This window comes from Pseudoalteromonas sp. SCSIO 43101 (assembly GCF_023650775.1).
Classification (GTDB): domain Bacteria; phylum Pseudomonadota; class Gammaproteobacteria; order Enterobacterales; family Alteromonadaceae; genus Pseudoalteromonas; species Pseudoalteromonas apostichopi.
Map to the genome: position 1 here is coordinate 3,060,219 of NZ_CP072673.1, position 26,695 is coordinate 3,086,913.

Consider the following 26,695-nt stretch of genomic DNA (forward strand, 5'->3'; position numbering starts at 1 on the left):
TTTATTATTGTGGTTAGAGTGAGAAGTTATCGAACTCAGGATTCGCCTCAAAATCGCCTTGGCGTTCAATTTCAGTATCTTGGCGCATTTGTTCATGCCAACGATCTTCATCCCAAATTTCAAACTTGTTCATCAAGCCAACCAACATGATTTTTTTTCCAAGTTCTGCGTGTGCTCGTAAAGACGGCGCCAGCAGAATTCGGCCATTTTTATCTAGTTGATACTCTGTAGCGTTACCAAGCAACATACGTTGCATGCGGCGAGCACGTGGATTCATGTTCGAAATCTTTAATAATCGTTCTTCGATTTCGAGCCATTCTGCTAACGGGTATAACCACAAACAAGGTTCGTTTAAGGCCACAGTGCAAATAACCGTTCCCTGATCTTCAGACAAGATCGCATCTCGGTACTTAGTTGGTACCGCAAAGCGTCCTTTATCATCCAAACTCAGAGAGCTCGCACCCCGAAACATAACTTGCCTTAAAAATAGGTTATTAATCGTTAATGATTATTTCCGATCCAGTTTGATCCACTAAAAACCACTTTTTACCACAGTGCTCCAGTTTAGGGCTTGACAAGCCATTTTGTCAAGTAAGCAGACCATCATAAGCGCCTTGTGAAGCCAGAAAAAATAAGGCCTCAGGCAAAGCCTATGAATTACGTGGGAAAAAGTGGAAAACATCGAAAAAAAATTTTTTTTCAATTTTCTTGGTAATGGATTAGGGAAAAATGGTTAATGAATAACCAATGAATAATTACAAAATTATCTTATGCTGTAATTTTTACTTAATCACCCTGCAAGAGTTACGGGAAATATCTATCCTAGAACTCAACTACAATATTAACATATTGAAAAATATACCTTTTGCAATTTGGTATAAAGGTTGCGACAGACTAGCTACCAATTCAATGGCAATTTTTTAAGGAATGATTATGACTACCGCAACTTCAAAATCGAACACAAGTACAGCAACGGACAGCAGTGCAAACTCGAAAGCGGCTCAAGTAGAGGCGCCATTTACAGAAAAAGCAACTGAAGCAGCACATCACGCTGTAGATGCATTATCAACGCGTGCTGCAAGTGCCGAGCAAAGTGTACGTCAAGGTGCGTCTAGCTCTGCCCAAACGCTTTCTGAAAAACAAGCTGTAGCACGTGCTAAAATTAACGAATACAGTGGTAAAACTCGTCAGCTTGCATCAGAAAACCCACTTGCAACAGCGGGTATTGCCTTTGCTGCAGGCATGTTAGTATCTGCGCTTATTCGTCGTAAGTAATTGTTATGCAGCCTTCTCAATCTACAGATGAGAAAACGCAAGGTGCCACTGATCAGCCGCCAAACGCTGATCAGTGGCAAGATCATCTTGCTAAATTATCTGATTACGCCAAACAGCTATACATTGACTACCGTAAACAAACAGGTACTTGCAAAAAGATTGCAGCTGCTGAGTGGCGCCTATCAACACGCTCTCTCGCCTTAACTATTATCTTACTTGTTTGTTTTGCTGGAGGGTTAGTACTGCTTTGGGCTGGTTTACTTGCTACCGTGGGTATCGCCATATTCAGTTTTAGCCAATCATTGTGGCTATCAGCTATCTCACTGATTGCATTACAACTACTTTGCCTTGCTTGGCTTTGGAAAAACATTGGTTATGTAAGTAGTAAGATTGGTTTTGATCACACTCTTAAAAGTGTTCGTCAATTATTGAATATTAAATAAGGATGAGTGATGTTAATTGATTATTTTATCAATAAGCCACAGCATAAAGTAACTGAGCTTAGTCAACAAATGGATCTGCAAGATGAGATTAAACGTCAGCATCATCAGGCATTTAAGTACAGATTAAAGCGATTTGCTGTAAGTAAAGTCGGTATTGCCAGTGCGTTCACTGCAGGTATGGGCTACGAAACTCTCAATAACTCAGATAACAAAGACGGTAAACTTAAACAAGTCAGTCGCTTTAGCTGGTTATTACGCTTGTTGTGATCTTTATCATGTAAAGTTTGTTTTTTACTTCTCTTTGCAAGCTATTTTCATTACCTTAAACACAAACTAGTTATGTGTGGAAACTTAAGGTGAAAAAAAGGATTGTATTAACAGGTGGTCCAGGTGGTGGAAAAACAACAGCCATCGACTTGCTAAGACGAGAATTTTCTAAACAAATTGTCGTGGTACCAGAGTCTGCAACCATGCTTTTTGGTGGCGGTATAGAACGTAGTGACTCACCTCATCTTATCAAAGCACACCAGCAAGCCATTTTCAGCTTACAAAAACACCTAGAACATATTCAGCGAACTATGCATCCAAATCGTTTGATGCTTTGCGATCGTGGCAGTTTAGATGGGCTTGCCTATTGGCCTGGTGAACAAGATGAGTTTTTTCAATGCTTAAATACCAGCCTACAAATAGAACTCAACCAATACGATGCGGTGATCTTTTTTGAAACTGCTGCTAAATCTGGGCAAAGCATTCACTCTAACAATCCAGTAAGAAACGAATCTGATCAGCAAGCTATCTTGCTTGATGACAAACTACAAGCAATTTGGTCACAGCACCCTAATTTTAATTTAGTGAAAAGTTCAGAGTCATTTATTCAAAAAGTGATGTTTGGCATCGACACAATTAGCAAGGTCATGGATAGTTATAACTAACAGCTTAATTGCTAAATTAAACTGTTAGTTTTAGTCACTTTTTATCCTCGATTGTGTGGGCGCGAGTAGTCTATTGCCGGCCCTTTAGGCACGATCTGCGTTGGGTTAATCATCGTGTGGCTGAAGTAGTAATGGCGTTTAATATGGTAAAAATCAACCGTCTTACTCACTCCTTTAGTTTGATATAACTCACGCAAATAATTGCTGATCACAGGGTAACTTTCGATGGTACGCAAATTACATTTAAAGTGACCCACGTAAACACTGTCGAAGCGAATTAAAGTGGTAAACAGTCGCCAGTCGGCTTCAGTCAATGTATCACCCACTAGATAACGATTATCTGTCAAACGCAGCTCAATTTTATCAAGGGCAGCAAATAAGTGGTCATATGCATCTTCATAGGCTTCTTGCGTTGTCGCAAAGCCAGCACGATAAACACCGTTATTGATATTGTTATAAACAAGATCATTAATTTCATCAATTTCAGTACGCAACGACGCAGGGTAAAAGTCGCGCTCATTGCCTGTTAGATCATTAAATGCACTGTTAAACATGCGAATAATCTCTGCAGACTCATTACTCACGATACGCTGAGACTTTTTATCCCAAAGCACAGGAACTGTTACGCGACCAGAGTAGTCAGGTTTATTACGAGTATAAATTTGGTGCAAATAATCAGTATTGAATAATGCATCCCCCGTACTGTGATTATCTTTGTCAAATGTCCAACCATGTTCAAGCATGTCAGGGCTTACTACAGATACACTAATATAGTCTTCAAGGCCTTTTAAATGACGAAATATCAAGGTGCGGTGTGCCCAAGGACAGGCCAAAGATACATAAAGATGATAGCGATTTTTTTCTGCTTTAAAGCCTGCATCACCGCTTTCTCCCGCACTACCATCTGCGGTGACCCAATTACGTAACTGGGCCGCCTCACGCTTGAATTCACCTTGATTGTTATCGGTGTCGTACCATTTATCTTGCCATTGGCCATTTACGAGTAATCCCACAATAACCTCCTATAGAGTGCCAAATTTACCTAACTGATAGTCACGTACTGCTTGCTGTAACTCAGCTTGTGTTGTCATTACAAACGGACCCATATGCGCGATTGGTTGCTTAAGCGGCTCACCAGCAAGCAACAACACGCCCGCACCAGTTTGAGAGTTAAATTCAATATCACTACCAGGCTCTAAAATAAGTAAACTGCCTGCTTTAACTGGCCCACCCTGCTCAGTATGAATTTCACCTGTGTGGATATAAAGCATCACCTTAGTTTGTGTAAGCGGTGCATGGTAAAACTGTGTACCAGCCGGTAAAGTCACATCGGCAAGCATGCCGTTAGCGGCGAGATCTTGTAGGCTAGAAACCTGATTTTCATCAGCAAACTCCCAGCTTCCAGCTAACGCTTTTAGCTCAACGCCCTGCTCATTTCGAGTCGTTGGCGCCGGCGCTTCAGTGGTATCTTGGTAACGCGGTTTTCTAAGCTTCTCAGCACTTGGCATATTTAACCAAATCTGAAAGCCATGCATACCCTCTTTGGCATCTGCCAAAGGCATTTCACTGTGGATTACACCAAAACCAGTACTCATCCACTGCACATCGCCAGCACGGATGGCTTTTTTGTTGCCCATTTGGTCTTGGTGCTCGAAGCCGCCTTTAATAATATACGTAAAAGTTTCAATACCACGGTGAGGATGCGCAGGAAAACCACCCATAAAATCACTGTGATCATCTGACTTAAGCTCATCGATCATTAAAAAGGGATCTAAATACTTGCCATCAAAGCCCGGAATACGGCTAATGTTTACGCCATCACCATCTTGTGTGGCATGGCTATTTAACTGTTGAATCACATTCATAACTTTACTCCCGTAAATTGTATAAAATAATTGTAGGAGCTAATTTAGTTAACAACCATGAGTAAAATTCGCGCTAATCATTCTGTTTAAGAGAATGTTTATTTTGCTGCTTGGTTAATTCATCCGCCACAGTCGCTCCGCGTTGACCCACCTCTTTCTCAGGCCCTATAGTGCTATCAACCACAGTTTGCTGCTCGGCACTGGCATTGATTGCTGCACCAAAAATAATGATGTATGCGCTGATATAGAGCCACATCAACATAATCACTACTCCACCTAATGAGCCATACGTTTCGTTATAGCTTGCAAATTGGGAGACATAATATGAAAAACCAATTGATGCGATGATCCACAGCAAAGTAGCCAGTATTGAGCCTGGTGTGATCCAGCGCCATTTTGCCGGAGTTCGATGAGGCGCATAACGATATAAAAATGCCAAAGCGCAATTAAAAGTGATGGCTAACAATGGCCACGTAATGAGCTTGATCAACAAATCAATAAGCTCTGTTAAACCAACTAGGTTAAGCACAATCGGTAAAATACCGATGATCAATAAGGCCACCAGCGCAACAACAATGGCACCTAGCGAAAATAAAAAGCGTACCAGTAACGCCATAAAAAATTGTCGTTTGTTATGCTGATGATAAGTGATATTACAGGCTGTTATTAGCGCCTGACAGCCCTTACTGCTACTCCAAATCGTTAACAATAAAGTCCCTATGGCACTAACACTTAACACCTTTTGCGATTGCTGAGTCACCTCTGCAACCTGTAGCAAAATAATGTCTCGACTACTTGTTGGTAAAATAGCTGTGACTTTATCAAGCTGCTCATGGATATCGGTCGGGGACGCAAAATAAGCGTAAACAGAGACTGTAGCGGCTAATGCAGGAAAGATCGCAAGCAGAGCATAAAATGCCACACCCGCCGCCACGAAAGATAAGTTGTCTTGTGATAGGTTGTGATAAACCCGCTTGCTAATGTCCCACCAGCCTCGAATTGGGATCTCCATGGGTGAACGAGCTTTGAAACCACGATTATTCTTAGTCATAAGTGACCTAAAAATTTGCCTTAATGGATATAAAGTAGCAAACAACTTGCCAGTAATAATGGCGTCTGATTTGCATTAAGCTAAGCCTATAAAAACTGCAAATAAACCCATGGAGTGGTGCGATGAATTATTATTTAATATTAAAAAATCAAATACATAACTTAGTTACACCAACACTTTCCGTAGCATCGCAACCAGTCTTAGAAAGCTTATCTTGGCAAGACTTAAATTCTCAGGTTACGCATTTTTTACATACTACATGGCAAATGTTACCCGCCCTGACATTAGGTATTGTAGCCATCATTATCTGCTATTTATTGGCCCGTCCGTTATCCTATCTATTGATAAAACCACTTGGCTTTGTAAGTGAAAGCAAACTCTTACATGTCGTCACGAGGCGCTTTTTTAGTATCATTATAATTTTGTTTGGTGTGTACTTATTTTTGCGTCTAGCTGGGCTCACCAGTTTTGCTGTGGCGATTATGAGTGGTACTGGATTAGTCGGGCTTATTTTAGGTTTTGCGTTTCGCGATATCGCCGAAAACTTTATTTCAAGTATGCTGCTCAGTGTGCAGCGCCCTTTTCGTATTGACGATGTTATCGAAGTTGATGGTCGTTTAGGGGTAGTTAAAAAGGTTACAGCCCGCGCTACCACCTTAGTTGACTTTGATGGTAATCATATTCAAATTCCCAATGCGACTGTATATAAAAACGTTATTAAAAATCTAACTGCTAACCCTAAAATGCGCGGCCACTTTGCAGTAGGTATTGGTTATGATAATGACATTCGCTATGCCCAGCAATTAGCAATGAAAGTGGTCAATCAAAATCCCGCAGTTATTAATGATCCACCCAGCCAAGTTCTGATTGACTCACTAGGTTCAGCGACACTGAATTTAACTATTTATTTTTGGGTAAATAGTGCAGAACATAGTCATATCAAGGTAGCCTCACAGTTGATGCGAGAGCTAGTAAATACCTACTTAGAAGAGCAAATTAGTATGCCAGATGACGCCCGTGAACGTATTATCTTAAATAGCGAGAACGATACAGAGCAACCAAGTATCAATGCAACCGCTGAGCAACAAACACCAAAATCACTCGACGATCATAGCCTTGATGACGTTAGCAGTGACGCCGATGATATTCGCGAACAAGCCGATCAATCTCGCGATCCTGAACAAGGCAGTAATATAATTTAATCGTCATCGCGAACTAAACTTCATCATTGGGTTTATCTTGCATAGCGCGTTTAAACCCTTTGACTGACGTCCCTAAATCTCCACCTATTCGGGATAACTTTTTTGTGCCAAATAACAGCACCACAATTGCAGCAATAATGGCTAATTGCCAAACACTAATTCCTGCCATAACAACCTCATTTTAAAATAAAAGCGCCTTTGCAGGCGCTTGAACAACACTAACAACTGGGAATTCAAAGATTAGAAACTAGCTCGAACACCCAAGGCGACTTGAGTACCACAGCGCTCAAGATAACTCACTTGGTCAGTGCGTTTGGTGTAACCCCAATAACGCTCATTCGTTAAGTTAGTTGCTTCAGCAAACACAGTGAATTGATCACTGATGTTATAGCTCATGCTGGCATCTAACTGACCATAATCAGAGATCCAATAAGGGCCACCCCACGCATCTGGATCCGACAAGAATTTACTACGCCAGTTATAAGCTAAACGTGCTTGGAAACCATATTGTTCATAGTAAACCACAGCGTTGTATGAGTTTTTCGACATACCTCTAAATGGTAAGCCTGACTCTTTCAGTTCTGGCTCATCGTAGCTGCTATCAACATAGGTGTAGTTAAGTTGAAACCCTAAACCATTGAAGGGTTCAGGCAGTAAGTTTTCTAGTGATTGCTGATAAGCAAACTCAGCACCTTTGATAGTCGCACCATATTTACTCTTACCCGGGTAAGATGCAAAGTAGCGCACACCTTCGATTTCAACAGGACTTTCAACGTAATCGATAAATGATTTTAGGTCTTTTACAAACACCCCACCACTTAACGAGCTACTGTCTTCAAAGTACCACTCTAGTGTCATATCGGCTTGATTGGCTTCTTCAGGCGTTAACGATGAATCGCCCATAGAAAGTTGAGGTAAACCTTCACGGTAAGTATCAAAGTTTGGCGCAAGCCATGGGCGTAAATAACCTAACGATGGACGGCTAATAACTTGTGCCGCAGAGAAACGGTAAATCAAATCATCAGTAATACTAAGCTTAAAGTTCATGCTGGGTAAAATGTTGCTGTAATCCCCTTTAAATGATTGCTCAACGGTTTCACGCCAACCATTTTCAAGTGGTTTACCATCATCTTGTAAGTCAATTAATGATAAATCGTAAACAGACCCTTTTGAGCTTACTTCAGTTTGCGAGCCGCGAATACCGACATTTAACATGTACGGCATTTTTGCAAGGGTACTTTCGAGCGTCACTTGCGCATATGCAGTCAAGACTTCTTCGGTTACCTCATAAGTACCCGATGAATTAAGCGATGCAACGATACTTTTATCAGTTGCTTCAGCATTAATTGAACGATAGTAAGCAAGTAACTTATCGTAATCAAAACTTGGCCAAGGCTCAGGTGTAATACTACTTTCGCCTTCTAAGAAGTTATCGAAATTGGCCTCAACAAACACATCGCTTGGAATTTCAAATAGGTTAAAGTCACCTACATTCACAACAGTGCTGTCATCAAATTCATAACCATCGCGTTCTAAATATTGACCACCATTACTAAATTGGCTGGCATTTTTTGATGCATATTCAAGTTGGCTCTTAGTTTGCTCAAGGTAAGTTAAACCAAAGTCGATACGGGTCACCAAATTACTTTCAGGCACAAACGTACCAGTGAACTTAAAGTCATTAACCGTGTCTTCAACACCTGTACCTGTGTTACGGCTATAGTGAGCTCCGTAAGATTGATCCGCAGTCAAGCCTGGCGATAAGGTAACATCAGGCAGCATGTTGCCAGTGTTGTAATCAATACCTATAGAGTCAATAAAACCACGCGCTACAATAAAGCGGTTATCACCACCGTTTTCGTTTTTCGCTTTTGAATGAGCAACATCCATAGCCAGTGTTAGGCCATCCATTGGATACCATTTTGCATTAAGGGCAAACTGATAAGTATCAGTTTTACGTGGGTTCGTTAAGTTGAGTAACTCCACCATAGTGTTACCGGTTTGCGTCATGGAAACAACTCGACCTGTGTCATCAAATTCTGCACCGGTAAAGACTGGCGTGCCTGGCGTCCAGCTTTCATCATAGTTAACAAAACCGATTTGATAGCGATGACCATCAGTGTTGTAACGTGAATAAAGGGCATCGAAGTTAATATCGAGGGTATCAGTTGGGCGCCACTGCATTGCTAACGTCGCACCGACGCGTTCACGCACATCCTGCGCGTTGGCAAAATACATGTAACTCGGGATTTTTGAGGCAAATATTTCACTTTGCCCATCAATTTCTCCGTTGCCATTCATGTCGACTGGCACACCCGCGCTGTCTGCCCCCCAACCTTCTTCTTCATCAAAAAAGCCGCTTGCTGAGTAAGTATCTGCACGTAAGGTTTTCTTTGAATAAGCACCAGAGAAAAGCACACCAAAGGTATCGTCATTAAAATTGTCACCTATGATGAATGAAGCATGTGGGTGAACATCGCCGGTTCGCGATTCATAAATCCCTTTTGCAGAAGCACTCAAAGTAAAGCCATCTTGATCTAATGGTTTACGAGTTTCGATATCAACAACCGCACCAATGCCCCCTTCAATTAAACGTGCTTCTGGCGACTTATAAACCTGAAGCGCTCCCACTAACTCTGAGGCAATTGTGTCAAAGTTAAAGTCACGTCCTGAGTTTTCAGAAGCCAGTTTACGACCATTCAAAGTGGTAATGTTGTAGCCGCCACCTAAGCCACGCACGAGGATATTTTGCCCTTCCCCCCCATTACGAGTAATCGTAATTCCCGGAATACGCTGTAATGCCTCGGCTAAATTTTCATCAGGGAACTTACCGATGTCATCTGCAACAACAACATCTACCACTGTCGTTGCTTCCTTCTTTCGAAAGTTTGATTCTTTAATACTGCTACGGATCCCTGTGACCTCAATAACCTCAACATCTTCTTCGGCCTTACTATCGTTTTCTTGTTGTTGAGCAGTTGTGGCGAAACTGACTGATGAAGCCAGAATTGAGCTTATCAGCACACTCAAATATTTTTTTCTAGTTGTTGTTGCCATGATGATTTCCTGTTTTTAAATGTTCAGATTTCTTCACCATAAAAATGGTAATGAGTAAGGCCTTACATTTAATTTATAACAAAATGAAACAGTCCATCAACAATTAATTACCTATCGAAACTTTCGACAGTTACGAAATGGTATTTCAAAATAATAAAAAAGGCGCTGAACGCCTTTAAAGATAAGGTTTTAATTTCGAAAGTTTCGATAATATTTTTTTTCGAAGATTTTCTGTGAGGTGGGCTAGTTTGGTCTTTTTAGATAATAAAAAAGGCAGCTAAAGCCACCTTTTTGCAATTATTTTTAACTGGAAAGTTAAACTGTAATCACCTCGATACCTAAGCTCGTTAATGATTCAATGAACTCCGCTGGCATATTTTTGTCTGTAACCAGCACATCGATTGATTTTAGAGGTAGTACATTATACAAGGCACGCTTACCAAATTTACTTGAGTCGGTCACAGCAATAACTTTATCTGCACGGGTACACATAGTTCGATTCAACATTGCCTCAGGCTCATAATGGGTGGTGATCCCCGCTTCCGAGTCGATACCATCAACCCCTAAAATAACCTTTTTAAAGTTATACTTACTGAGTGCTTGTTCAACTTCATTTGAATAGAAAGACATTGATTTCTTTCGTAATTGTCCACCCAGCATAAACACATTTGCATCATCAATATCAGCCAGCACATGGGCTATATTAAGGCCGTTTGTCATCACCGTAAGGCCCTGCTTATTGGTTAATGCTTTGGCAACTTCTTCTGTGGTGGTGCCAGAATCAATAATTAATGAGTCGCCATCATCAACTAAGTTTGCTACAGCTTTAGCTAGTAGCACTTTCACAGCGTAGTTTTCATTATGCTTATCTTTCACCGAAAGCTCTTTAGCGAGTTTATCGCAAGCAATTGCTCCGCCACGCGAACGAACAACTAAGCCACGTTTACCTAGCTCGTTAAGATCGTGGCGAATGCTAACCTCCGAAATATCAAAGGTTTTAGCAAGTTCTTTAACGTTTACTTTGCCATGTTCCTCGGTCATCAGGACGATTTTTTGTCTTCTTTCTATTGTGGTTAGCATAGCTGGCCTGTTGTTTTAATAGCTGCTTTCAAATTTGTAGTTCAATATTACACAATTTACAGTTTTAAAGCCAAACTTAGTTTCGAAATTAAATAAAGCTTTCAAAACTTACGAAATTTGTTTTATGATTGTTTCACAATAAACTTATTTGGTGACAAAAATGACAACACAAAGCTCACTGTTAGAGCAAACAGAACACACCAACCGCACGCAGTTACTGCCGATGTTGATCATTGGTGGCTTGTTTTTCTTATTTGGCTTTATAACTTGGCTTAATGGCTCCTTGATCCCATTTTTACAAATGGTCTGCGATCTCAACCATATAGAAGCCTACATGGTGACTCTGGTGTTTTATATTGCCTATACCGTGATGGCACTGCCAAGCGCTAAGATATTACAAATCTTCAGTTATAAGCATGGTATGTCGTTTGGTTTAGGCACCATGGCATTAGGCGCACTGCTGTTTATTCCTGCGGCACAAACTCAAGCGTATTGGTTATTTTTAGTTGCTTTATTTACCCTAGGTAGTGGCCTCACCTTACTACAAACCGCTGCGAATCCTTACATCGTGCTAATTGGATCTAAAGACACTGCAGCCGTGCGCATTAGTATTATGGGTATTCTTAATAAAAGCGCAGGTGTGGTGGCTCCACTTCTCTTCTCTGCGATTGTGTTTAGCGATATTGCTAGCTTTAGTCCAGAAGCCCTTGCTCAATTGAACAGCATTCAAAAGCAATTACAGTTACAAGAACTGGCAAATCGTTTAATCACACCTTATTTTGTAATGGCAATTGCGTTAGCCATTTTAGCAGCTTTAATCATGCTAGCCCCCTTACCTGATATCGAGCAACCACAATCAAGTAACAACAGCGAGAGTAAATCAGTTCTGCAATTTCCACACTTAGTTTTAGGCGTGATAGCCCTATTCTTTTACATAGGTGCCGAAGTCATTGCTGGCGACACCATTGGCCTTTACGGCAAAGAGCAAGGGGTATTGCAGTTCGCTGAGCTCACCTCTTACACCATGGGCTTTATGGTGCTAGGTTATGTTTTAGGTATTGTGTTAATTCCTCGCTTTTTTAGTCAGCAACAGGCGCTGATATTTTCTGCGTTAAGTGGTTGTGTGTTTTCACTTGGTATCATTTTGATTGAACCGCAACAAACAGCGATTGCAAACGTAGTGCTCTTTTGGCTTGCTGATAACAGTTTTCCAGATACCGTGTTATTTGTTGCATTACTTGGCTTATCGAATGCGCTGGTATGGCCAACGATTTGGCCTATGGCCCTTGCAAACCTTGGCGATAAAACCCAAACTGGCGCGGCATTACTCATTATGGGTATTTCTGGTGGTGCTTTGTTACCTTTGGTATACGGTGTATTTGCACAGTACACAGGCAATGCACAACAAGCTTACTATTTGTTGATCCCCTGCTATGCGTTTATTCTTTATTACGCGCTGATTGGTCACAAGCTAACAAGTTGGCGTTAGTAACGTCTTCGCAGGCTCAGTTGTTTTACTATTTAACTAGCCTGCAATTTTTCTGATGTGAAATAGCCCAGTAGCAAAAATTCACGCACAGTAAAAATACACTTATAAATTAAGTACTCGTCACGCTTATCAGGGCTCACTTCTGAAAGAGGTAAGGCTTGCTGCGCTATTATGTGCTGTTGCTGCTGCAAAGAGATAGTAAATAAACCAGTGAGTTTATCTGCTAATTGCGGCAATGAAAGATCACCTGCAGCAATCAGCTCTGCGCCTTTTAAACATGAAGTGCGTTCAGCCGCATTTAGCGTATTTGCTAGCATTAAATCTGTAAATGCGACTAAATCAAAGTACAGCTGCTCATTTGGCTCTAGCTCTAAAATAACCGCCTGCATTTGCGTGACCACATCCCGATGCGCCGCAGCTTTAAGTACCTCAAAATGGCTATCATCCGTTTTATCAAATAATTGAGTCGCAGCCACTGGCGTAATAGCGACACCTAATAATGCTGCTAAACATTTAATCGCATTTCGCCTTTGTAGATCAGCCATTAAACACTCCATTTTGATAATGCCGTACAGCATGATCAGCGGCTCTTGCAGTAAATGCCATATAGGTTAACGAAGGATTCTGATAAGCCGACGAGCACATAAACGAGCCATCAGTGACATAGACGTTACGCACACTATGAATTTGGTTATAACGGTTAAGCACTGAACTTGTAGCATCATGCCCCATTCGCGCGGTTCCCATCTCGTGAATAGCTTGCCCTGGCGCTGAACCTTTATCGTAAGCTTGCACATTTTGGTAACCTGCTTTGGTTAGCATCTCGACAGCTTGCGCTTTCATATCCTCGCGCATTCGCTGTTCGTTTTCACCAAATTGGCAATCGAAATTAACTAAAGGTAATCCCCATTGATCTTTTAATACCGGATCTAAGCTCATTTTATTGTGATGATAAGGCAGGCATTCACCAAAACCTATCAATGCAACTTGCCAAGGCCCTGGTTTGGCAAGCTCTTCTCGAAAAGCTTTACCAAAGCTAAGCTCTTTAAAACCGCGTCGCCAATCTTTACGTGTTGCGTACCCTTGATAGCCATAACCACGAATAAAGCTATGTTGCTCTTTATCATCAAGGTTTCGAAATCGCGGGATATGAAAACCAACGGGTCTGTCGCCATCATTAAAGTCATCAGCAAAACCTTTTGGTTCACCCGTTGCACCAACCCTAAAATGGTGATCCATGAGGTTATGGCCAAGCTCTCCACTATCGTTCCCTAAGCCATTTGGAAAACGTGCAGAGGTTGAATTTAATAACAAGGCTGTTGTAGCTACCGTTGATGCACAGCAAAAAATGATGTTCGCTCGCTCGATACGCTCTTTTTTAGATTCAGCATCTATCACTGTCACACCCGTGGCTTGCCTAGTTTCTGGGTTGTAAATAATCTCTTTGGCAATGGAGTGAGTCTGAATAGTGAGTCGCCCAGTACGCATCGCTGCAGGTAAGGTCGAGGCTAAACTACTAAAATAACTACCGGTTGGACAACCTCGCATACAACGGTTGCGCTTGCTGCATGGGGCACGACCTTGTTCAGGCTTTGCCTTGGTTAAATGCGCCACTCGCCCGATTGTTAGGTGCCGATTAGTGTAGTGGGTTAATAAACTTTGTTTAAGTTGCTGTTCTACTGCATTAAGTGCGAAGGGAGGCAAGTAAGGTCCGTCAGGTAGCTGAGATAAGTTCAGCGCTTCGCCAATAACCCCAATGTAGGCTTCGACTTTATCGTACCAAGGCGCAATATCTGGATAACGCACAGGCCAATCAACACCGTGACCATCTTGTTTGTTGGCTGCAAAATCTATATCACTGAGGCGTAAGCATTGCCGTCCCCAAGTTAATGAACGCCCGCCAAGGTGGTAACCTCTGATCCAATCAAAACGCTGTATTTCTTGATAAGGGTGCTGTAAGTCATTTACAAACCAGTGCTTTATTGACTGCTTGGTGGCATAGCCAGTGCGCGCTTGTTTAGCTTGATTCTGTTTTTCTAGTAAGCTGGGCCTATCGCGAAATGGCAGTTGCCAATCATCTTTAAAGGCAGTGATATAGTCAGTACCGTGCACAACCTGCCTACCACGTTCCAGTAGCAGTACATTGAGCCCTTTTTCGGTCAGTTCTTTAGCAGCCCAGCCGCCAGTAATGCCACTGCCAATAACAATGGCATCAAATACTTTTGCCTGCATTCTCACTTAACTTTTAAAAGATTTGCTTACCCGCACAGATCGTTGCTTGCACAGAAAAGTCTTTATCGAGCAGGGCAAAATTAGCTTGTTTACCTACCGCAATACTCCCTATTTGCTCCGCTTTATTTAAAAACTCAGCGGGTACTAAACTCGCCATTTTAGTTGCTTCAACTAGGCTCGCGTCGGTTAGGCTATAGAATCGTTCAACGCCCACTTCCATGGTTAATGTGCTGCCAGCTAAAGAGCCGCTTTCAGTTCGCGCAACACCTTGCTCAACCACAATAGGAAGCTCACCTAAACGGTAGCGACCATCTTGTAAACCTCCAGCGCTCACACAGTCTGTAATTAGAGCAATTTTATCTGCTCCTTTTAAACGATATACCATGTTCATTATGCTCGGGTGCAAATGAATACCATCAGGAATAAGCTCAACCATTGCATCCTTGTCCATTAATAGTGCGCCGGTACAACCGGGGTCACGATGATGAATACCGCGCATACCATTAAAAATATGCACACCACCACAAGCACCATGAGCAAGTGCTTGTGATGCTTGCTCAAAATTAGCATCTGTATGACCCAGCATGACACGCACACCTTTATCAGTGATATAGCGGATCATGTCGGGTGATTTAAGTAGTTCTGGCGCTAACGCAAATGAGCTTAAACAACCTTCACATGCTGCATAAATTTCATCAAATCGCTGTTTAGTGAGCTCTAAAAAAAATGACTCGTTATGCGCCCCTTTATGCGCTTCTGCAAAGAATAGACCTTCGTTATAAGCTCCCAGTAACTGTGCACCAGCCAAGCCTTTTTTATAAGCAGTCGCCATATTTTTATAAGCTTGAATTGATACGTCCCAGTCTGCGGTCACCGTTGTGCCAACAAAACCCGTAACGCCGTGCTTTGCTAAAGAACGAGAAATAGTCTCAAGCGATTCAGGGGTACCGTCCATAATATCGCAGCCTTCACGGCCATGAATATGCAAATCGATAAAGCCCGGAAATAAGCTATGTTCGCCTAACTCTATTACCTCGATCTCGGGCTCTATTTGCGTGGTAATAGCACTAATTTTGCCTTGCTCGACCAATACTGCATGATCGAGTAAAACGGCATCATCAGTAACAACTTTTGCGGCTTTTAAGTAATAGCGATTAAGATGCTTTGGAATTAGCATGAACACTTCCTATTATTGCAGCGCCCCGCACGCCGCTAGAATCACCAAATTTTGCACGCTTCACTTCGGGCACGGCAAAACCTGAAAATAAATGAGTTTGAATAGCGTCAGGTAGTTTTTCTACTATTGCATCAATGAGCGACAACCCACCCCCAAGCACGATAACTTCTGGGTGCAAACTTTTACTAATGGCAGCAAAGGTTTCACCAAGAATGTCTAAGTAACAAGCGAGCACCTTTAAAGCTTGCTCATCTGAGCGCTTGATATCGTTCGCCCATTCAATCGCTGATTTAGGAGATTGCGTAATATGCTGATACAAGGTTTGTACACCGGGCCCTGCAATATAACTTTCGACACAGCCATTTAAACCACAGCCACACTTCAAAACTGGCAATTGATATTTTTGTTGCAGATACGCAGACAGTGGTAAATGACCATACTCCCCCGACATACCTAAGCCTTGGTTAAACAAGGTTCCATCAATACACATACCGCCCGCCGCACCAGTGCCAACAATGGCACCGAATACTCGGCTATAACCTTCACCAGCTCCGCCATTTGCTTCTGATAAGGCGAAACATCGGGTGTCATTTAATATCGCAACAGGGCGTTTTAATAATGCTTGAAGATCTGTAGCAATCACTTTGCCTGTGGCACACGGCACATTAGCCGACAACACTTTACCTGCATCATTAACAATACCAGGCATCCCTATGCCCACAGCACCTTGGCAACCTGTCAGCTTATCGGCTTTGAGCACTTGCTGATAAATTGCTTGCAAAAATTGCTGATAGTCATCGGTTGGCGTGGTAATACGCCAACTTTGCTGTTGCTCTAAATTATCATTAAAAATGGCGGTTTCGATTTTTGTACCGCCAATATCAAGTCCGTAAACAGCCATGCTTTACCCAATACTACTTAGCGAGAAGTTAATGGGTAAATAGTTACCCCTTTTACAACACGGTTAACTTCGCCCGTAGGGCAAGGATTATCAGGTGTTAAACCGAGTGACATTGATTTATAAAATGCAAAAATCTGACAATAGACAATATAATACAGACCTTGCCAAACATCATCTAGCTCGACCAGTTCACTATTTAAAGCCAGCTTTTTGACCGCAGAACATTGTTGGTCATTTAATAGTTCATTATATAAATCAGCATCATACAAACTACTATAAAAATCACTCGAGGCCATCAACAACACTGCTGTTTTATCGTTAATAATAGTTTTAGGGCCATGGCGAAAACCGAGTGGCGTTTCAAAATAACTAATTAAGTCACCATTCGTTAATTCTAAACACTTTAAGGCCGCTTCTTTTGCGTAACCAATTAAGGAACCAGCCCCTAAAAACACCAAGCGTTCAATATCAGTTTGCGCAAAGTTCCTAACCTCATCGAGTTGAGTTTCGAGCAGCTGCTCTGTTTGCCTTGTCACTTGTGTAAGCTGATTAACATCAGGGGTAAAAATACATAACGTTGAAAGCAACATCGAAGTAAAACTACTGGTCATTGCAAAGCTTTCATCAAGGGTTTCTTTCGGCATAAGTACACTAAAGCTATTGCTTTTAATCGCAGCTCTTTTAGCTAACTCACCGCTTTCATTACAGGTAATCACTAAGTGATAGCATTTTTCAACGACTTGCTCAGCGATATCGACCGCAGCGACACTTTCAGGGCTATTACCTGAACGCGCATAAGAAATAAGTAAGGTTGGCGTACCCTTTTGTAAAAAACCATGTGGGTTAGACACAATATCTGTAGTGCTGACTGCGCGCACATTTAAATCTGTTTTGGCAGTTAAGTGTGGTGCTAATACTTCGCCAACATAAGCTGATGTGCCAGCGCCAGTTAATACTATTTGTAATTCCTTTAATAGCAGAAGCGGGGCTAAAAATGCGTTTATTTCTGCTCGATGTGTTTCGATAATAGCGGCGGTATTACACCATGATTCTGGCTGCTGAGAGATTTCTCTTGCTGTCCAATAAGCGTTCTTTTGCTTAAGTTCTGTTTCGTTTAATAATAAATACTGCGTCATAATAAATTCTCTCAACACCACCTATTGATTACAAGCAAGCGAATAGGTATTCGTTACTTCCATTATTTTATTAAGTACTAACTCACGCGGTGATGAGTTAATTTGGCCATTGATTAATGCTTTGTATTGCATTGGCATAAACTGACTAAGCAAGGTTTGTGGAATGATTTGCTCTTCTAAATTATCAAACAAGGTTTCTACCGTTTGCTTTATTTCATCTTCAGGCCAGTAGTAACGAATACGGTCGCTATAACTGTAAGCTCTAAATAACTTCGCTTGAGCGCCTTCTGTTGGGTAAAATTTATTCCAGTAATGCGGTTTTTCAAGCATGATCCGCTCACATACATCACGTAAATTAGAACGCTTGGCAGGATCAATTAACTGGTCTTCAATATAAGATAAAGCAAATAGGCCTTCACGAAGTGCATAAGTAAGCTGTGGGCCTACCTTCAATATTGCAAAGTGATCTTTCACTAGCTCATGGTAGCAGTGATCAGGCTGATAATCCGTTGAGTGAGCCTCATAAACTAGGTTGTCGACATGGGTTATAAATTCTTTCAGTTTTTGCGCCTCATTACGTTGATAGTTAAATACTTGATGATTATCAAACTCAACCCCTGGCTGCACAACAACAGCAATAACACGCGACCACACATCACTAATATTAAATTTAGCAAACGCAGCCTGATGTAATTCTATTGTTTGCTGTACACCTTCAACATGCGACACTTCAATCGTATCATGCTCCTCAGTAGCGCCACCCGGAGGAGGAACCTCAGTACCCACTACATAGACAATATCGTTATCTTCTGAGACCGACTCGGCAGCTTGACACATCAATGCTGCACGCTCGGCAATCACAGCATCAGCCAAACGCTCTCCATCGTCATCACATGGCATACTGGCATCTAAATGAATTTTCTTAAAACCAGCGCTTACATAGGCTTTTACTAGTTCAACAGCTTTTTCCATCGCAACCTCTGCAGGCTCATTCACCCAACACACTGGGCCTAAATGATCCCCACCTAAAATAATGCGCTGGGTACCTAACCCTACCTTTTCGGCTATTGCATGGACAAATTCAACAAAATCATGGGGCTTCATACCTGTGTAACCGCCAAACTGATTAACTTGATTCGCCGTAGCTTCAATTAAAACTTCAGTGCCATCATTGAGAGCTTGCAACATCGCTGCTTCGATAACGAGCGGGTGTGCACAGCACACAGAATAAATTCCCTGCGCTTGCCCTACTCGATTGTTATTTATAATCGTTTTTAATGCATTCATGGTTTTCTCCAAGCAGCTTACGCTATTGGTTAGATACGTGATTTGAAATTACAGTAGCACAGCGCGAAACACTTCGCAATAAAACGAAAGACAACGAAAGGCTAGGGTAAGTTAATAGCACGCTTAACATAGGGTTTAATAAGACTTCAAATGATAAACCCTGCAATTACGAAAGATTTTGAAAGCATTTAATTGTAATTAACTTTGAGTTGCGATATAACAGAAATAACTGAAACCCACTATTAAAATAATCTCAGTGATTTAGGTATCGTTATGACAATAGATAGACGTAGTTTTTTAAAATCTGCCGCAGCCATTACCGCCGCGACAGTCGTGACTGGCTGTGCGAAAAGCCAACAAGGTGATAATCAAAGCACCCCACTTGCTGCACAAGGTAAAAGCGTAATGGGCTTAGCTGTGCCAGCAATGGATGTGGTACGTGTTGGTTTTATCGGAGTTGGTCAACGTGGTAGCGGCCATGTAAAACACCTTTGCCATATTGAAGGTGTTGAAATTAAAGCTATTTGCGATACAGATCAGCTAATGCTTGATAAGTCTGTTAACTATGTTGTTGAAAAAGGCTTACCTAAACCAACTGCTTATACGGGTTCTGATAAAGCCTATTTAGACATGCTTGCTCGCGATGACATCGACATTGTGATCATTTCAACACCTTGGAAATGGCACACACCAATGAGTGTTGAGACCATGGAAAGTGGTAAAGATGCCTTTGTTGAAGTACCAGCAGCCACCACAATGGAAGAATGCTGGCAACTAGTGAACACTGCTGAACGCACACAAAAGAACTGTATGATGATGGAAAACGTTAACTACGGTCGCGACGAGTTAATGGTATTAAACATGGTTCGAAAGGGCGTATTTGGCGAGTTACTACATGGTGAAGCCGCTTATATTCATGACCTGCGTTGGCAGATGAAAGAAATCGACCGTAGCACCGGCTCTTGGCGCACTTACTGGCATACGAAAGTAAACGGTAACTTATACCCAACTCATGGTTTAGGCCCGGTTTCTCAGTATATGAACATCAACCGTGGTGATCGCTTTGACTTTGTTACATCAGTCAGCTCTCCTGCTCTTGGCCGCGCAGCCTACGCAGAACGTGAATTCCCTGCAGGCCACGAACGTCGTTCACTTAAATTTACTGCTGGCGACATGAACACCAGCATTATTAAAACAGTGAAAGGTCGTAGCATTATGGTTCAGCACGATACCACTAGCCCTCGTCCGTATAGCCGCCATAACCTAATTCAAGGTACTAATGGTACATTTGCAGGTTTCCCTAATCGTATTGCCCTTGAAGATGTGCCACCAGCTATCGCGAAAATTTATCAACAGCAATATGAAGCAGAGCTCGCTGCGTGGGAAAAAGCCGGCTCGCAAGGTCGTAAGCCACATATGCAAAATTTCCATAGCTGGGATCAAGATATGGAAAAGTGGCGTGCCGAGTTTGATCATCCACTTTGGAAACGCATGGGTGAAGAAGCGGTTCGTAACGGTGGTCACGGCGGTATGGACTTCATTATGCTTTGGCGCATGATCTACTGCTTGCGCAATAATGAGCCACTTGATCAAGATGTATACGATGCTGCAGCATGGTCATCAATCTTCCCGCAAAGTATGGCATCGGTTGCTGATAGAAGTAACAGCAAAACAATTCCAGACTTTACCCGTGGCGCTTGGCAAACAGGCAAGCCGCTGGGGATTGTGTCTTAACACTTTCTCTCCTTGGAATACTAAAAAGCCCGCCCTTTGCCCTGCGGGCTTTTTTATTTTCTTTATCATTACCTTTATAGCTGTTTTAGCAAAATTTTACCTACAAAAAAGCCCGCAACATCGGCGGGCTCTTTGATTAGACTATGACCTTATTGAGCATGTGCTGCAGCACGGAAAATCGTGTTAGTTAAAAGTACATTCATGCCTTCAAGGTAGGCACGATAGGTTGGTGATTGTGTAAAGCCAATCACCATGCCTTTGCCTTGAGGTTGATGCACAAGCAATGGTTTATATGCAAGCTGCGCTTTATTTTGCTGCCAAAGGTAACCACTTGCCAGCACATCGTCTTTACCTGTAAACCACGCTAAGTTTTTACCTGAGTTAAGTTTTATTGGCGTGTAAATATCATTACCATAAGCCACCGCAACGAGGTCTTTATCAACCCCAGCCGTTAACCAATGCTCTTGATCTACTTCAACATTAGCAAGTACACCGGCTACATAGTCCGGCGATGTGTGTGGCTCGATGCTTGCCGCTTTCAAATCATCACGAGAAGTGAATAACTGTCCTGCCACTTTGCTGCTTTTATTATCGCTGCTATCGGCTTTATCTTCTCGGTAAGCTTGCTCTCGCTTCACATCTAATAAGCCGTAATCAACATTAGTGGTAAAACGGTTTGCATTACCTAGGGCAATCAACACGCCGCCCGCTTCAACCCAGCTTTTTAAATTAGCTGCGCCAGATTTACCTAATGCTTGCTCGTAATTACCTTCTGGTAAAATAAGCACTTGGTAATCACTTAAATCAGCCCATGCAAGCATTGGCGTACGAATCGCGGTTACTGGGTAGCCAAGCTGCCTTTCGATAACAAAACGAGTGTTACCGGCGCTTAGCTCACGAGTAGCGGCATCCCATGCAATCGCCACTTTTGGTGCCACCATAGGCACTGTTTTGTTACTACCAAAGCTTGGGCCTTCAATCACCCAGCTTGAATCCACACCATCAACAATTGCACCAGTTTGCTCAGCAATTTGGCTAATTTTAGTTAGTAAGTCCTTTTCGTTTAGGCGCTTCTCGATTACTAAGCTCCCCGCTGGGTAGTTAGTTTTATCACCTAATACAAATGCTTGGTCAGCACTTTTCAGTTTAATGCCAGCTTGTAGTGCCGCTGTTAAAAATCGTGCTGCGGCCGTATCGCCCCAGGCAACAATATAAGCCACTGAGGCATCTGGGTTATTCACTTTACCAAGCAATGTGTCGTCGGCCTTAACTGCTTTACTGTCTGCGCTAACAGCGCGACCACAACTATCGCTATCAACATTAAACATCATCGGCAGTGACCAACCTGTGACATCGTAAATTTCATCACCTAGGTTACGAGCACGGCGTCTTTCTTGCTCTTTTACAAATGCCTCAGCCATATCTACTTGGTCTGTAAACGTGGTGCGTACAAATACCCCACGTGGCTGCGCGGTATCAATAAAGTAGCTACCCGCTTTATACTTAACACCACAAGCTTTGAAATCTTCGGTTGCTTGTTTAACTTCAACACCATGTTCAGCCATTAAGGTTGCTAGTCTATGAGCTCCTTCACGGTTACTTTGCTTAGGTAAAATATAAACACGATCTTTGCTATCTTTACCCGAATCAATTGCATCAACTTGATATTGATAAAAGTCACCCAGTAATTTTTCGCGTTGATTGGCTGCACCTTCGGCGGTCGAGATTGAGGCCACAAATTGACGTTTTACAGTATTAAAATAAGTGAGCAGCTCACCAGTGTTTTTCTCAAATACATGACCTCTGGCTGAGCCGACTTCGTAGGTTGATGCAGACGCACCATAAAATACTGGCCAGCTATCGCCGTAGCCAGGATAAAAGGCGTCAAAAATTTCTCGGGTAAAATAATCAAAGCCAAACTCATCAAAATACTTCGCATGATTTTGACCAATTGCATCCATGTTGGCGATTTGAGTTTTCGTCATATGCGGGTTAAATGGTTGAGCAGCTGGTGCAAAGTAGTAAGATTGATCGCCGCCCATTTCATGAATATCCACCACCACTTGTGGTTTATATTTATTGATTGCTGCCACTTTTCCCTTACTTTCAGGCTGAGTAAGCGCTAACCAATCACGATTCATATCAAACAAATAATGATTTGTTCGGCCTCTTGGCCACGGCTCATTATGTTCTGCACTTAACCTATCAGCACTGTGCTCAAGACCGACGCTTGCATAGTAACGTGTAACAAAGCGCTCACGACCATCTGGGTTTTGTAATGGGTCGATAAAGACCACGGTGTTGTCTAAAATTTTGCTGTTAACGGCATCATTCGGAGCTGCTAATAAGTGATACGCTGTAAATAATGCAGCATCGGTTGAGCTAATTTCATTACCGTGCACTGCATATTGAAGCCACACAGACGTCGGTAAATTTTTTATTAGCGACTTCGCTTCTTTTTCAGAGGTAATACGCGGATCAGCCAAAGCTTGTGTGTCATTCGCAAGGGTTTCTAATGAACGAATATGCTCAGCGGTTCCAACCACCGCATAAACCAGCTCACGACCTTCCCAGCTGTTTGCGTACTTAAACACTTTAATACGATCAGGCGCAGCCTGTTCAAGGGCGCTAAGATAACGGCGCATATCGCTGTAATTAGTGATGCGCTCACCTACGTCGTACCCTAGTACTTGTTTAAATGTCGGTATTTGCTTTTCGTAAGCTGTGCCCGGCCACATTGCTTCAGTATTCGTTGCACTGGCATTAAAGCTTGCCGTTATTGCCACAACACTCACTGAAATGGCTTTTATTATTTGTTTGGCGCTCATTATGTTTCCCAAATAAAAGTATCTATTTTGTACATTACAAAAGTATTGAAAATAAACAAATTAAAAACGTTAGATTGGCATAAATTAAAGACATAAAAAAACCGCAGCGATTGCTGCGGTTATTTTCAAAATAGCGGGGCTATTTAACTAGGGTCATTTCATCAAGTAGGTAACCTGCGTTATCAACTTCTTCCATTAACCAAAGCATATATCGAATATCAACGTGGATCGCACGGGTGATCTTCGCATTAAAGTACCAATCTTTGGTGATTGATTCATAAGTCGAGTCAAAATTAAGGCCTACTAATTCACCTTTACCATTCATTACTGGCGAACCTGAGTTACCTCCAGTGGTATCAGCGCTACTTAAAAAGTTTACAGGAACTGAGTTTACTTCAAGTGGTTTAGCCGCTTGTGGCTCACAACCAAAGCTGAATAAACTACAGCTGACACCTGGTAAACCTAAGTCACCGCGGTAGTACGCACCAAACGCTTGCTTTTTATATGCTTCAAGTACTTTATCTGTAACAACAAATGGTTTTTCACCTGTGTGTTTAGCTACTAAACCACGTAGTGATGTAAAAGGTGTTTTATACACAGCATCTGCTGCTGGGTAACCATCAACTTGTGCATAGCTTACGCGTAAAGTGCCATTTGCATCTGGGTAAACTGGCTTACCTTTAGCATTATTAAAGGCGATGACTGCTTGCATATATTGCGGACGAATTTCAGCTAAACGACCGGCCATTTCTTTTTCGTCAGCCTCTTGTGCCATATTGGTATCGTATAGCGCAACAGCTAATTTAATGAATGGGTCATTTGATGCTTCAAATTCGGCTACTGATTTACCTATCCAGCTAACACGCGTTGCTGTATCTGTAAGTTCTGTTTTAGCGTAAAAAGAAGCTACAATCGCATCAAGTTCGGCTTGTGTTGTAGTGTCTGTGATACCTAAGCCATTGTTTAATGCCGCTACTTGCGCAGCTTTGTCTTGTGCTAAATAGTTACCTAAGTAGCTTAACCATAAAGCTTTATCGACCTCAGGTGTAAATTGCTTTTGCAAGCGCTCTAAACGGGCTTTAAGCATAGGAAGATCGCGCTCTTGGTAGCCCATTTCGCGCTCTGCATTAGGTTTTTCGCTCTCTTTTGCTAAGCGGTATAAACGAATTGCAGTGCTTAGTAAGTCTGCTCGTTTTGCATAATCAAAGTAAAAGTGACTTTGTTGCTGAGCATGTGCTTCAACTAATAATGACTTTAATGCGTGATATGAATCTGCATAGGCTTTACGTTCAGCACTTTGTGCAAACCAAGCTAGGTATTCTTGCTCTTGCGCAGCTTTAATTCCCGGAATATCCGTTACTTTAAAACCGTCTTGTAAACCTTCGAGTTTCTTTAAACGGTTGTTGGTGCTTTTTACACGAGAGGCATATTTTACCTGTGCTTGCTCATCGCCTTCACTCTGCTTGGCAATCACATCAAGGGTCATGTTGTAAGTATTAAGCAGTGTCGGGTAATACCAACTCGCTGAATAATTTACTTCGTCTGCTAGTTTATAGCGGCTTGTACGACCCGGATAACCTGCCACCAACACACCATCCCCTAAGCTTACGCCGCTCGCATTCACTTTTAAGAACGACTTTGGCTCATAAGGTACGTTATCTTCGCTGTAATCTGCAGGTTTACCATCTTTACCGACATAGCCACGTACAAACGTAAAATCAGCTGTATGACGTGGGTATTCAAAGTTATCGATGTCACCACCAAAATTACCCAATGCTTCTGCTGGGGCATAAACTAAGCGCACATCTTTGATCATTAGTTGCTTGATCATGAAGTACTCTAAGCCATGGTGAAAATCTCGAACCGTACAACGGTAGTTAGGATCTGATTCACACTCGCTGATCAACGCCTTGCGGTTCGCTTGAATCGCCTCATAACGCGCTTTGCCGTGTAGTTCTGCGGGTAAGTTACCCAGTACGCGCTCAGTGACATCATCCACTTGTTCTGTTACATACAAACGCTCTTGTGGGCCTGCAGGTAGCTCTTTTGATAAGTCAGCTGCTAAAAAGCCTTTTTCAATTAAGTTGTTTTCTGGTGTGCTGTTATTTTGAATCGCGCCATAAGCACAGTGATGATTAGTTACCGCCAAGCCTTTTGGTGACACAAATGACGCAGAGCAATAACCTAAACCAACCACTGCATTGAGTGGGTATTGGTTGAGATCTGCCACTTGTGAAGCCGGTAATTCGATACCAACGCGGTCAAACTCGCTTTGTAATTGTTTTAATTGATGCGGTTGCCACTGCCCTTCATCAGCGTATGCGCTACCTACAGCGACAACACCCATTAGTGCTAATGAAGTAGTAATAATATTTTTTTTAATCATGTTAATCCTAGTCAGTGCAAAGCACTATTCTATTGTTGCCTGAAAAAATCGCGCTAAGACTACCATAACCTTGATTGAGTAAAGGGATATTGCGATTAACTACGATTGAGTAGTAAAAACAGAAAATAAAAAGCCCCTACTATGAGTATGCAATTGGTAGGGGCATTAGCTTTTTAAATTGTTAAGTGTTGGCTTTTAAAAAGTCATAAAGTTCATCTTTTAGCGCGGCGCGTTGGTGTTTCTTTTCATGCATATCCGCATCTTCAATTGGCGAATTTTGCAATTCAAGCTCACGAATTTCTTTATCCATCTCATCATAACGCTGCATGGTTTTCTTGAAGTGAGCATCATTTTTAGCAAGATTATGGATTAATTCATTAAACTCCGGGAATTCGTTCAATAACGAGTGTTTTTCGCCTAGCATGGGCAACTCCTTTGGCTAGAATTTAAGTTCAAATTCACTGTATCACTGTAACAAACAGAGTCAACGCAGCAACCTTGTCCGAGATCAATAATCACAACGATTCAGAACATGGAGTAGAACTAGAAACACTCCAAGAGTTTCGTTGCTTTAAAATGACAACATATAAACGCAAATTTAATATATAAGAATAATTCCT

23 protein-coding genes are annotated in these 26,695 nt (G+C 42.0%); 7 read left to right on the forward strand and 16 right to left on the reverse strand.

From position 1 onward, the window contains the following. Positions 1 to 13 precede the first annotated feature (13 nt). Positions 14 to 472, reverse strand: a complete 459-nt coding sequence (mraZ, locus tag J8Z25_RS14185; RefSeq protein ID WP_130050541.1) for a division/cell wall cluster transcriptional repressor MraZ — start codon at positions 470 to 472, stop codon at positions 14 to 16. Positions 473 to 933: 461 nt separating this feature from the next. On the opposite strand from mraZ, the gene J8Z25_RS14190 reads away from it, so the two are divergent. The 4 genes from J8Z25_RS14190 to J8Z25_RS14205 all read left to right on the forward strand — a co-directional run bounded on the left by J8Z25_RS14190 (position 934) and on the right by J8Z25_RS14205 (position 2,650). After that, complete coding sequence (locus tag J8Z25_RS14190) at positions 934 to 1,275, forward strand: DUF883 domain-containing protein (protein WP_130050540.1); 342 nt, start codon at positions 934 to 936, stop codon at positions 1,273 to 1,275. 5 nt (positions 1,276 to 1,280) lie between these two features. After that, a complete protein-coding gene (locus tag J8Z25_RS14195; RefSeq protein ID WP_130050539.1) occupies positions 1,281 to 1,718 on the forward strand; it encodes a hypothetical protein in 438 nt (145 codons plus the stop codon). 9 nt (positions 1,719 to 1,727) lie between these two features. Then, a complete protein-coding gene (locus J8Z25_RS14200) occupies positions 1,728 to 1,985 on the forward strand; it encodes a hypothetical protein (RefSeq protein WP_250661234.1) in 258 nt (85 codons plus the stop codon). Positions 1,986 to 2,074: 89 nt separating this feature from the next. Then, positions 2,075 to 2,650, forward strand: a complete 576-nt coding sequence (locus J8Z25_RS14205) for an AAA family ATPase (RefSeq protein ID WP_233786762.1) — start codon at positions 2,075 to 2,077, stop codon at positions 2,648 to 2,650. Positions 2,651 to 2,691: 41 nt separating this feature from the next. Here the strand turns inward: J8Z25_RS14205 and J8Z25_RS14210 are convergent, their stop codons facing one another. The 3 genes from J8Z25_RS14210 to J8Z25_RS14220 all read right to left on the reverse strand — a co-directional run bounded on the left by J8Z25_RS14210 (position 2,692) and on the right by J8Z25_RS14220 (position 5,566). Beyond that, positions 2,692 to 3,663 carry a glutathione S-transferase family protein gene (locus J8Z25_RS14210; protein WP_250661235.1) on the reverse strand — a complete coding sequence of 324 codons (972 nt, stop codon included), beginning with the start codon at positions 3,661 to 3,663 and terminating at the stop codon, positions 2,692 to 2,694. 9 nt (positions 3,664 to 3,672) lie between these two features. Next, positions 3,673 to 4,515, reverse strand: coding sequence for a pirin family protein (locus J8Z25_RS14215; RefSeq protein ID WP_130050535.1), 843 nt, complete (start codon positions 4,513 to 4,515; stop codon positions 3,673 to 3,675). A gap of 73 nt (positions 4,516 to 4,588) precedes the next feature. Beyond that, entirely contained in the window at positions 4,589 to 5,566 is a 978-nt protein-coding gene (locus J8Z25_RS14220) for a YihY/virulence factor BrkB family protein (RefSeq protein ID WP_167658656.1), read from the reverse strand. Positions 5,567 to 5,688: 122 nt separating this feature from the next. Between J8Z25_RS14220 and J8Z25_RS14225 the strand changes: the two genes are divergently transcribed. Further along, positions 5,689 to 6,768 carry a mechanosensitive ion channel family protein gene (locus J8Z25_RS14225; RefSeq protein WP_250661236.1) on the forward strand — a complete coding sequence of 360 codons (1,080 nt, stop codon included), beginning with the start codon at positions 5,689 to 5,691 and terminating at the stop codon, positions 6,766 to 6,768. A 13-nt stretch (positions 6,769 to 6,781) separates the two neighbouring features. Here J8Z25_RS14225 and tatA read toward each other — a convergent pair whose 3' ends face one another. The 3 genes from tatA to agaR form a co-directional block, all read right to left on the reverse strand. After that, positions 6,782 to 6,937, reverse strand: a complete 156-nt coding sequence (gene tatA / locus J8Z25_RS14230) for a twin-arginine translocase TatA/TatE family subunit (RefSeq protein ID WP_130050532.1) — start codon at positions 6,935 to 6,937, stop codon at positions 6,782 to 6,784. Between the two features lie 71 nt (positions 6,938 to 7,008). After that, positions 7,009 to 9,825 carry a TonB-dependent receptor gene (locus J8Z25_RS14235; RefSeq protein ID WP_250661237.1) on the reverse strand — a complete coding sequence of 939 codons (2,817 nt, stop codon included), beginning with the start codon at positions 9,823 to 9,825 and terminating at the stop codon, positions 7,009 to 7,011. 315 nt (positions 9,826 to 10,140) lie between these two features. Then, on the reverse strand, positions 10,141 to 10,905 hold the full coding sequence (gene agaR / locus J8Z25_RS14240; RefSeq protein WP_130050530.1) for a transcriptional repressor AgaR: 765 nt from the start codon (positions 10,903 to 10,905) through the stop codon (positions 10,141 to 10,143). 160 nt (positions 10,906 to 11,065) lie between these two features. On the opposite strand from agaR, the gene J8Z25_RS14245 reads away from it, so the two are divergent. Further along, positions 11,066 to 12,394, forward strand: coding sequence for a sugar MFS transporter (locus tag J8Z25_RS14245; RefSeq protein WP_205987922.1), 1,329 nt, complete (start codon positions 11,066 to 11,068; stop codon positions 12,392 to 12,394). 32 nt (positions 12,395 to 12,426) lie between these two features. Here the strand turns inward: J8Z25_RS14245 and J8Z25_RS14250 are convergent, their stop codons facing one another. The 6 genes from J8Z25_RS14250 to J8Z25_RS14275 are packed head-to-tail and all read right to left on the reverse strand — an operon-like array spanning position 12,427 to position 19,127. Further along, complete coding sequence (locus J8Z25_RS14250) at positions 12,427 to 12,939, reverse strand: hypothetical protein (protein ID WP_250661238.1); 513 nt, start codon at positions 12,937 to 12,939, stop codon at positions 12,427 to 12,429. Beyond that, positions 12,932 to 14,626, reverse strand: a complete 1,695-nt coding sequence (locus tag J8Z25_RS14255; RefSeq protein ID WP_250661239.1) for a GMC oxidoreductase — start codon at positions 14,624 to 14,626, stop codon at positions 12,932 to 12,934. Before J8Z25_RS14255 ends, J8Z25_RS14250 begins: the two co-directional genes overlap by 8 nt. 13 nt (positions 14,627 to 14,639) lie before the next feature. Then, positions 14,640 to 15,803 (reverse strand): N-acetylglucosamine-6-phosphate deacetylase, encoded by a 1,164-nt coding sequence (gene nagA / locus J8Z25_RS14260; protein ID WP_250661240.1) that lies wholly within the window; start codon positions 15,801 to 15,803, stop codon positions 14,640 to 14,642. Further along, a complete protein-coding gene (locus J8Z25_RS14265) occupies positions 15,781 to 16,704 on the reverse strand; it encodes an ROK family protein (protein WP_250661241.1) in 924 nt (307 codons plus the stop codon). Before J8Z25_RS14265 ends, nagA begins: the two co-directional genes overlap by 23 nt. A gap of 17 nt (positions 16,705 to 16,721) precedes the next feature. Next, on the reverse strand, positions 16,722 to 17,840 hold the full coding sequence (locus J8Z25_RS14270; protein ID WP_250661242.1) for an SIS domain-containing protein: 1,119 nt from the start codon (positions 17,838 to 17,840) through the stop codon (positions 16,722 to 16,724). 21 nt (positions 17,841 to 17,861) lie between these two features. Next, complete coding sequence (locus J8Z25_RS14275) at positions 17,862 to 19,127, reverse strand: D-tagatose-bisphosphate aldolase, class II, non-catalytic subunit (RefSeq protein ID WP_250661243.1); 1,266 nt, start codon at positions 19,125 to 19,127, stop codon at positions 17,862 to 17,864. 273 nt (positions 19,128 to 19,400) lie between these two features. Between J8Z25_RS14275 and J8Z25_RS14280 the strand changes: the two genes are divergently transcribed. Then, entirely contained in the window at positions 19,401 to 20,861 is a 1,461-nt protein-coding gene (locus tag J8Z25_RS14280; RefSeq protein ID WP_250661244.1) for a Gfo/Idh/MocA family protein, read from the forward strand. A 149-nt stretch (positions 20,862 to 21,010) separates the two neighbouring features. On the opposite strand, the gene J8Z25_RS14285 is transcribed toward J8Z25_RS14280, so the two are convergent. The 3 genes from J8Z25_RS14285 to J8Z25_RS14295 all read right to left on the reverse strand — a co-directional run bounded on the left by J8Z25_RS14285 (position 21,011) and on the right by J8Z25_RS14295 (position 26,499). Then, on the reverse strand, positions 21,011 to 23,689 hold the full coding sequence (locus J8Z25_RS14285; protein ID WP_250661245.1) for a M14 family metallopeptidase: 2,679 nt from the start codon (positions 23,687 to 23,689) through the stop codon (positions 21,011 to 21,013). Positions 23,690 to 23,828: 139 nt separating this feature from the next. Continuing rightward, entirely contained in the window at positions 23,829 to 26,075 is a 2,247-nt protein-coding gene (locus tag J8Z25_RS14290) for a S46 family peptidase (protein ID WP_130050522.1), read from the reverse strand. Between the two features lie 181 nt (positions 26,076 to 26,256). Next, the gene (locus J8Z25_RS14295) at positions 26,257 to 26,499 is read right to left on the reverse strand and encodes an HP1242/YdcH family protein (RefSeq protein WP_130050521.1); all 243 of its coding nucleotides are present in this window, start codon (positions 26,497 to 26,499) and stop codon (positions 26,257 to 26,259) included. Positions 26,500 to 26,695: the final 196 nt, after the last annotated feature.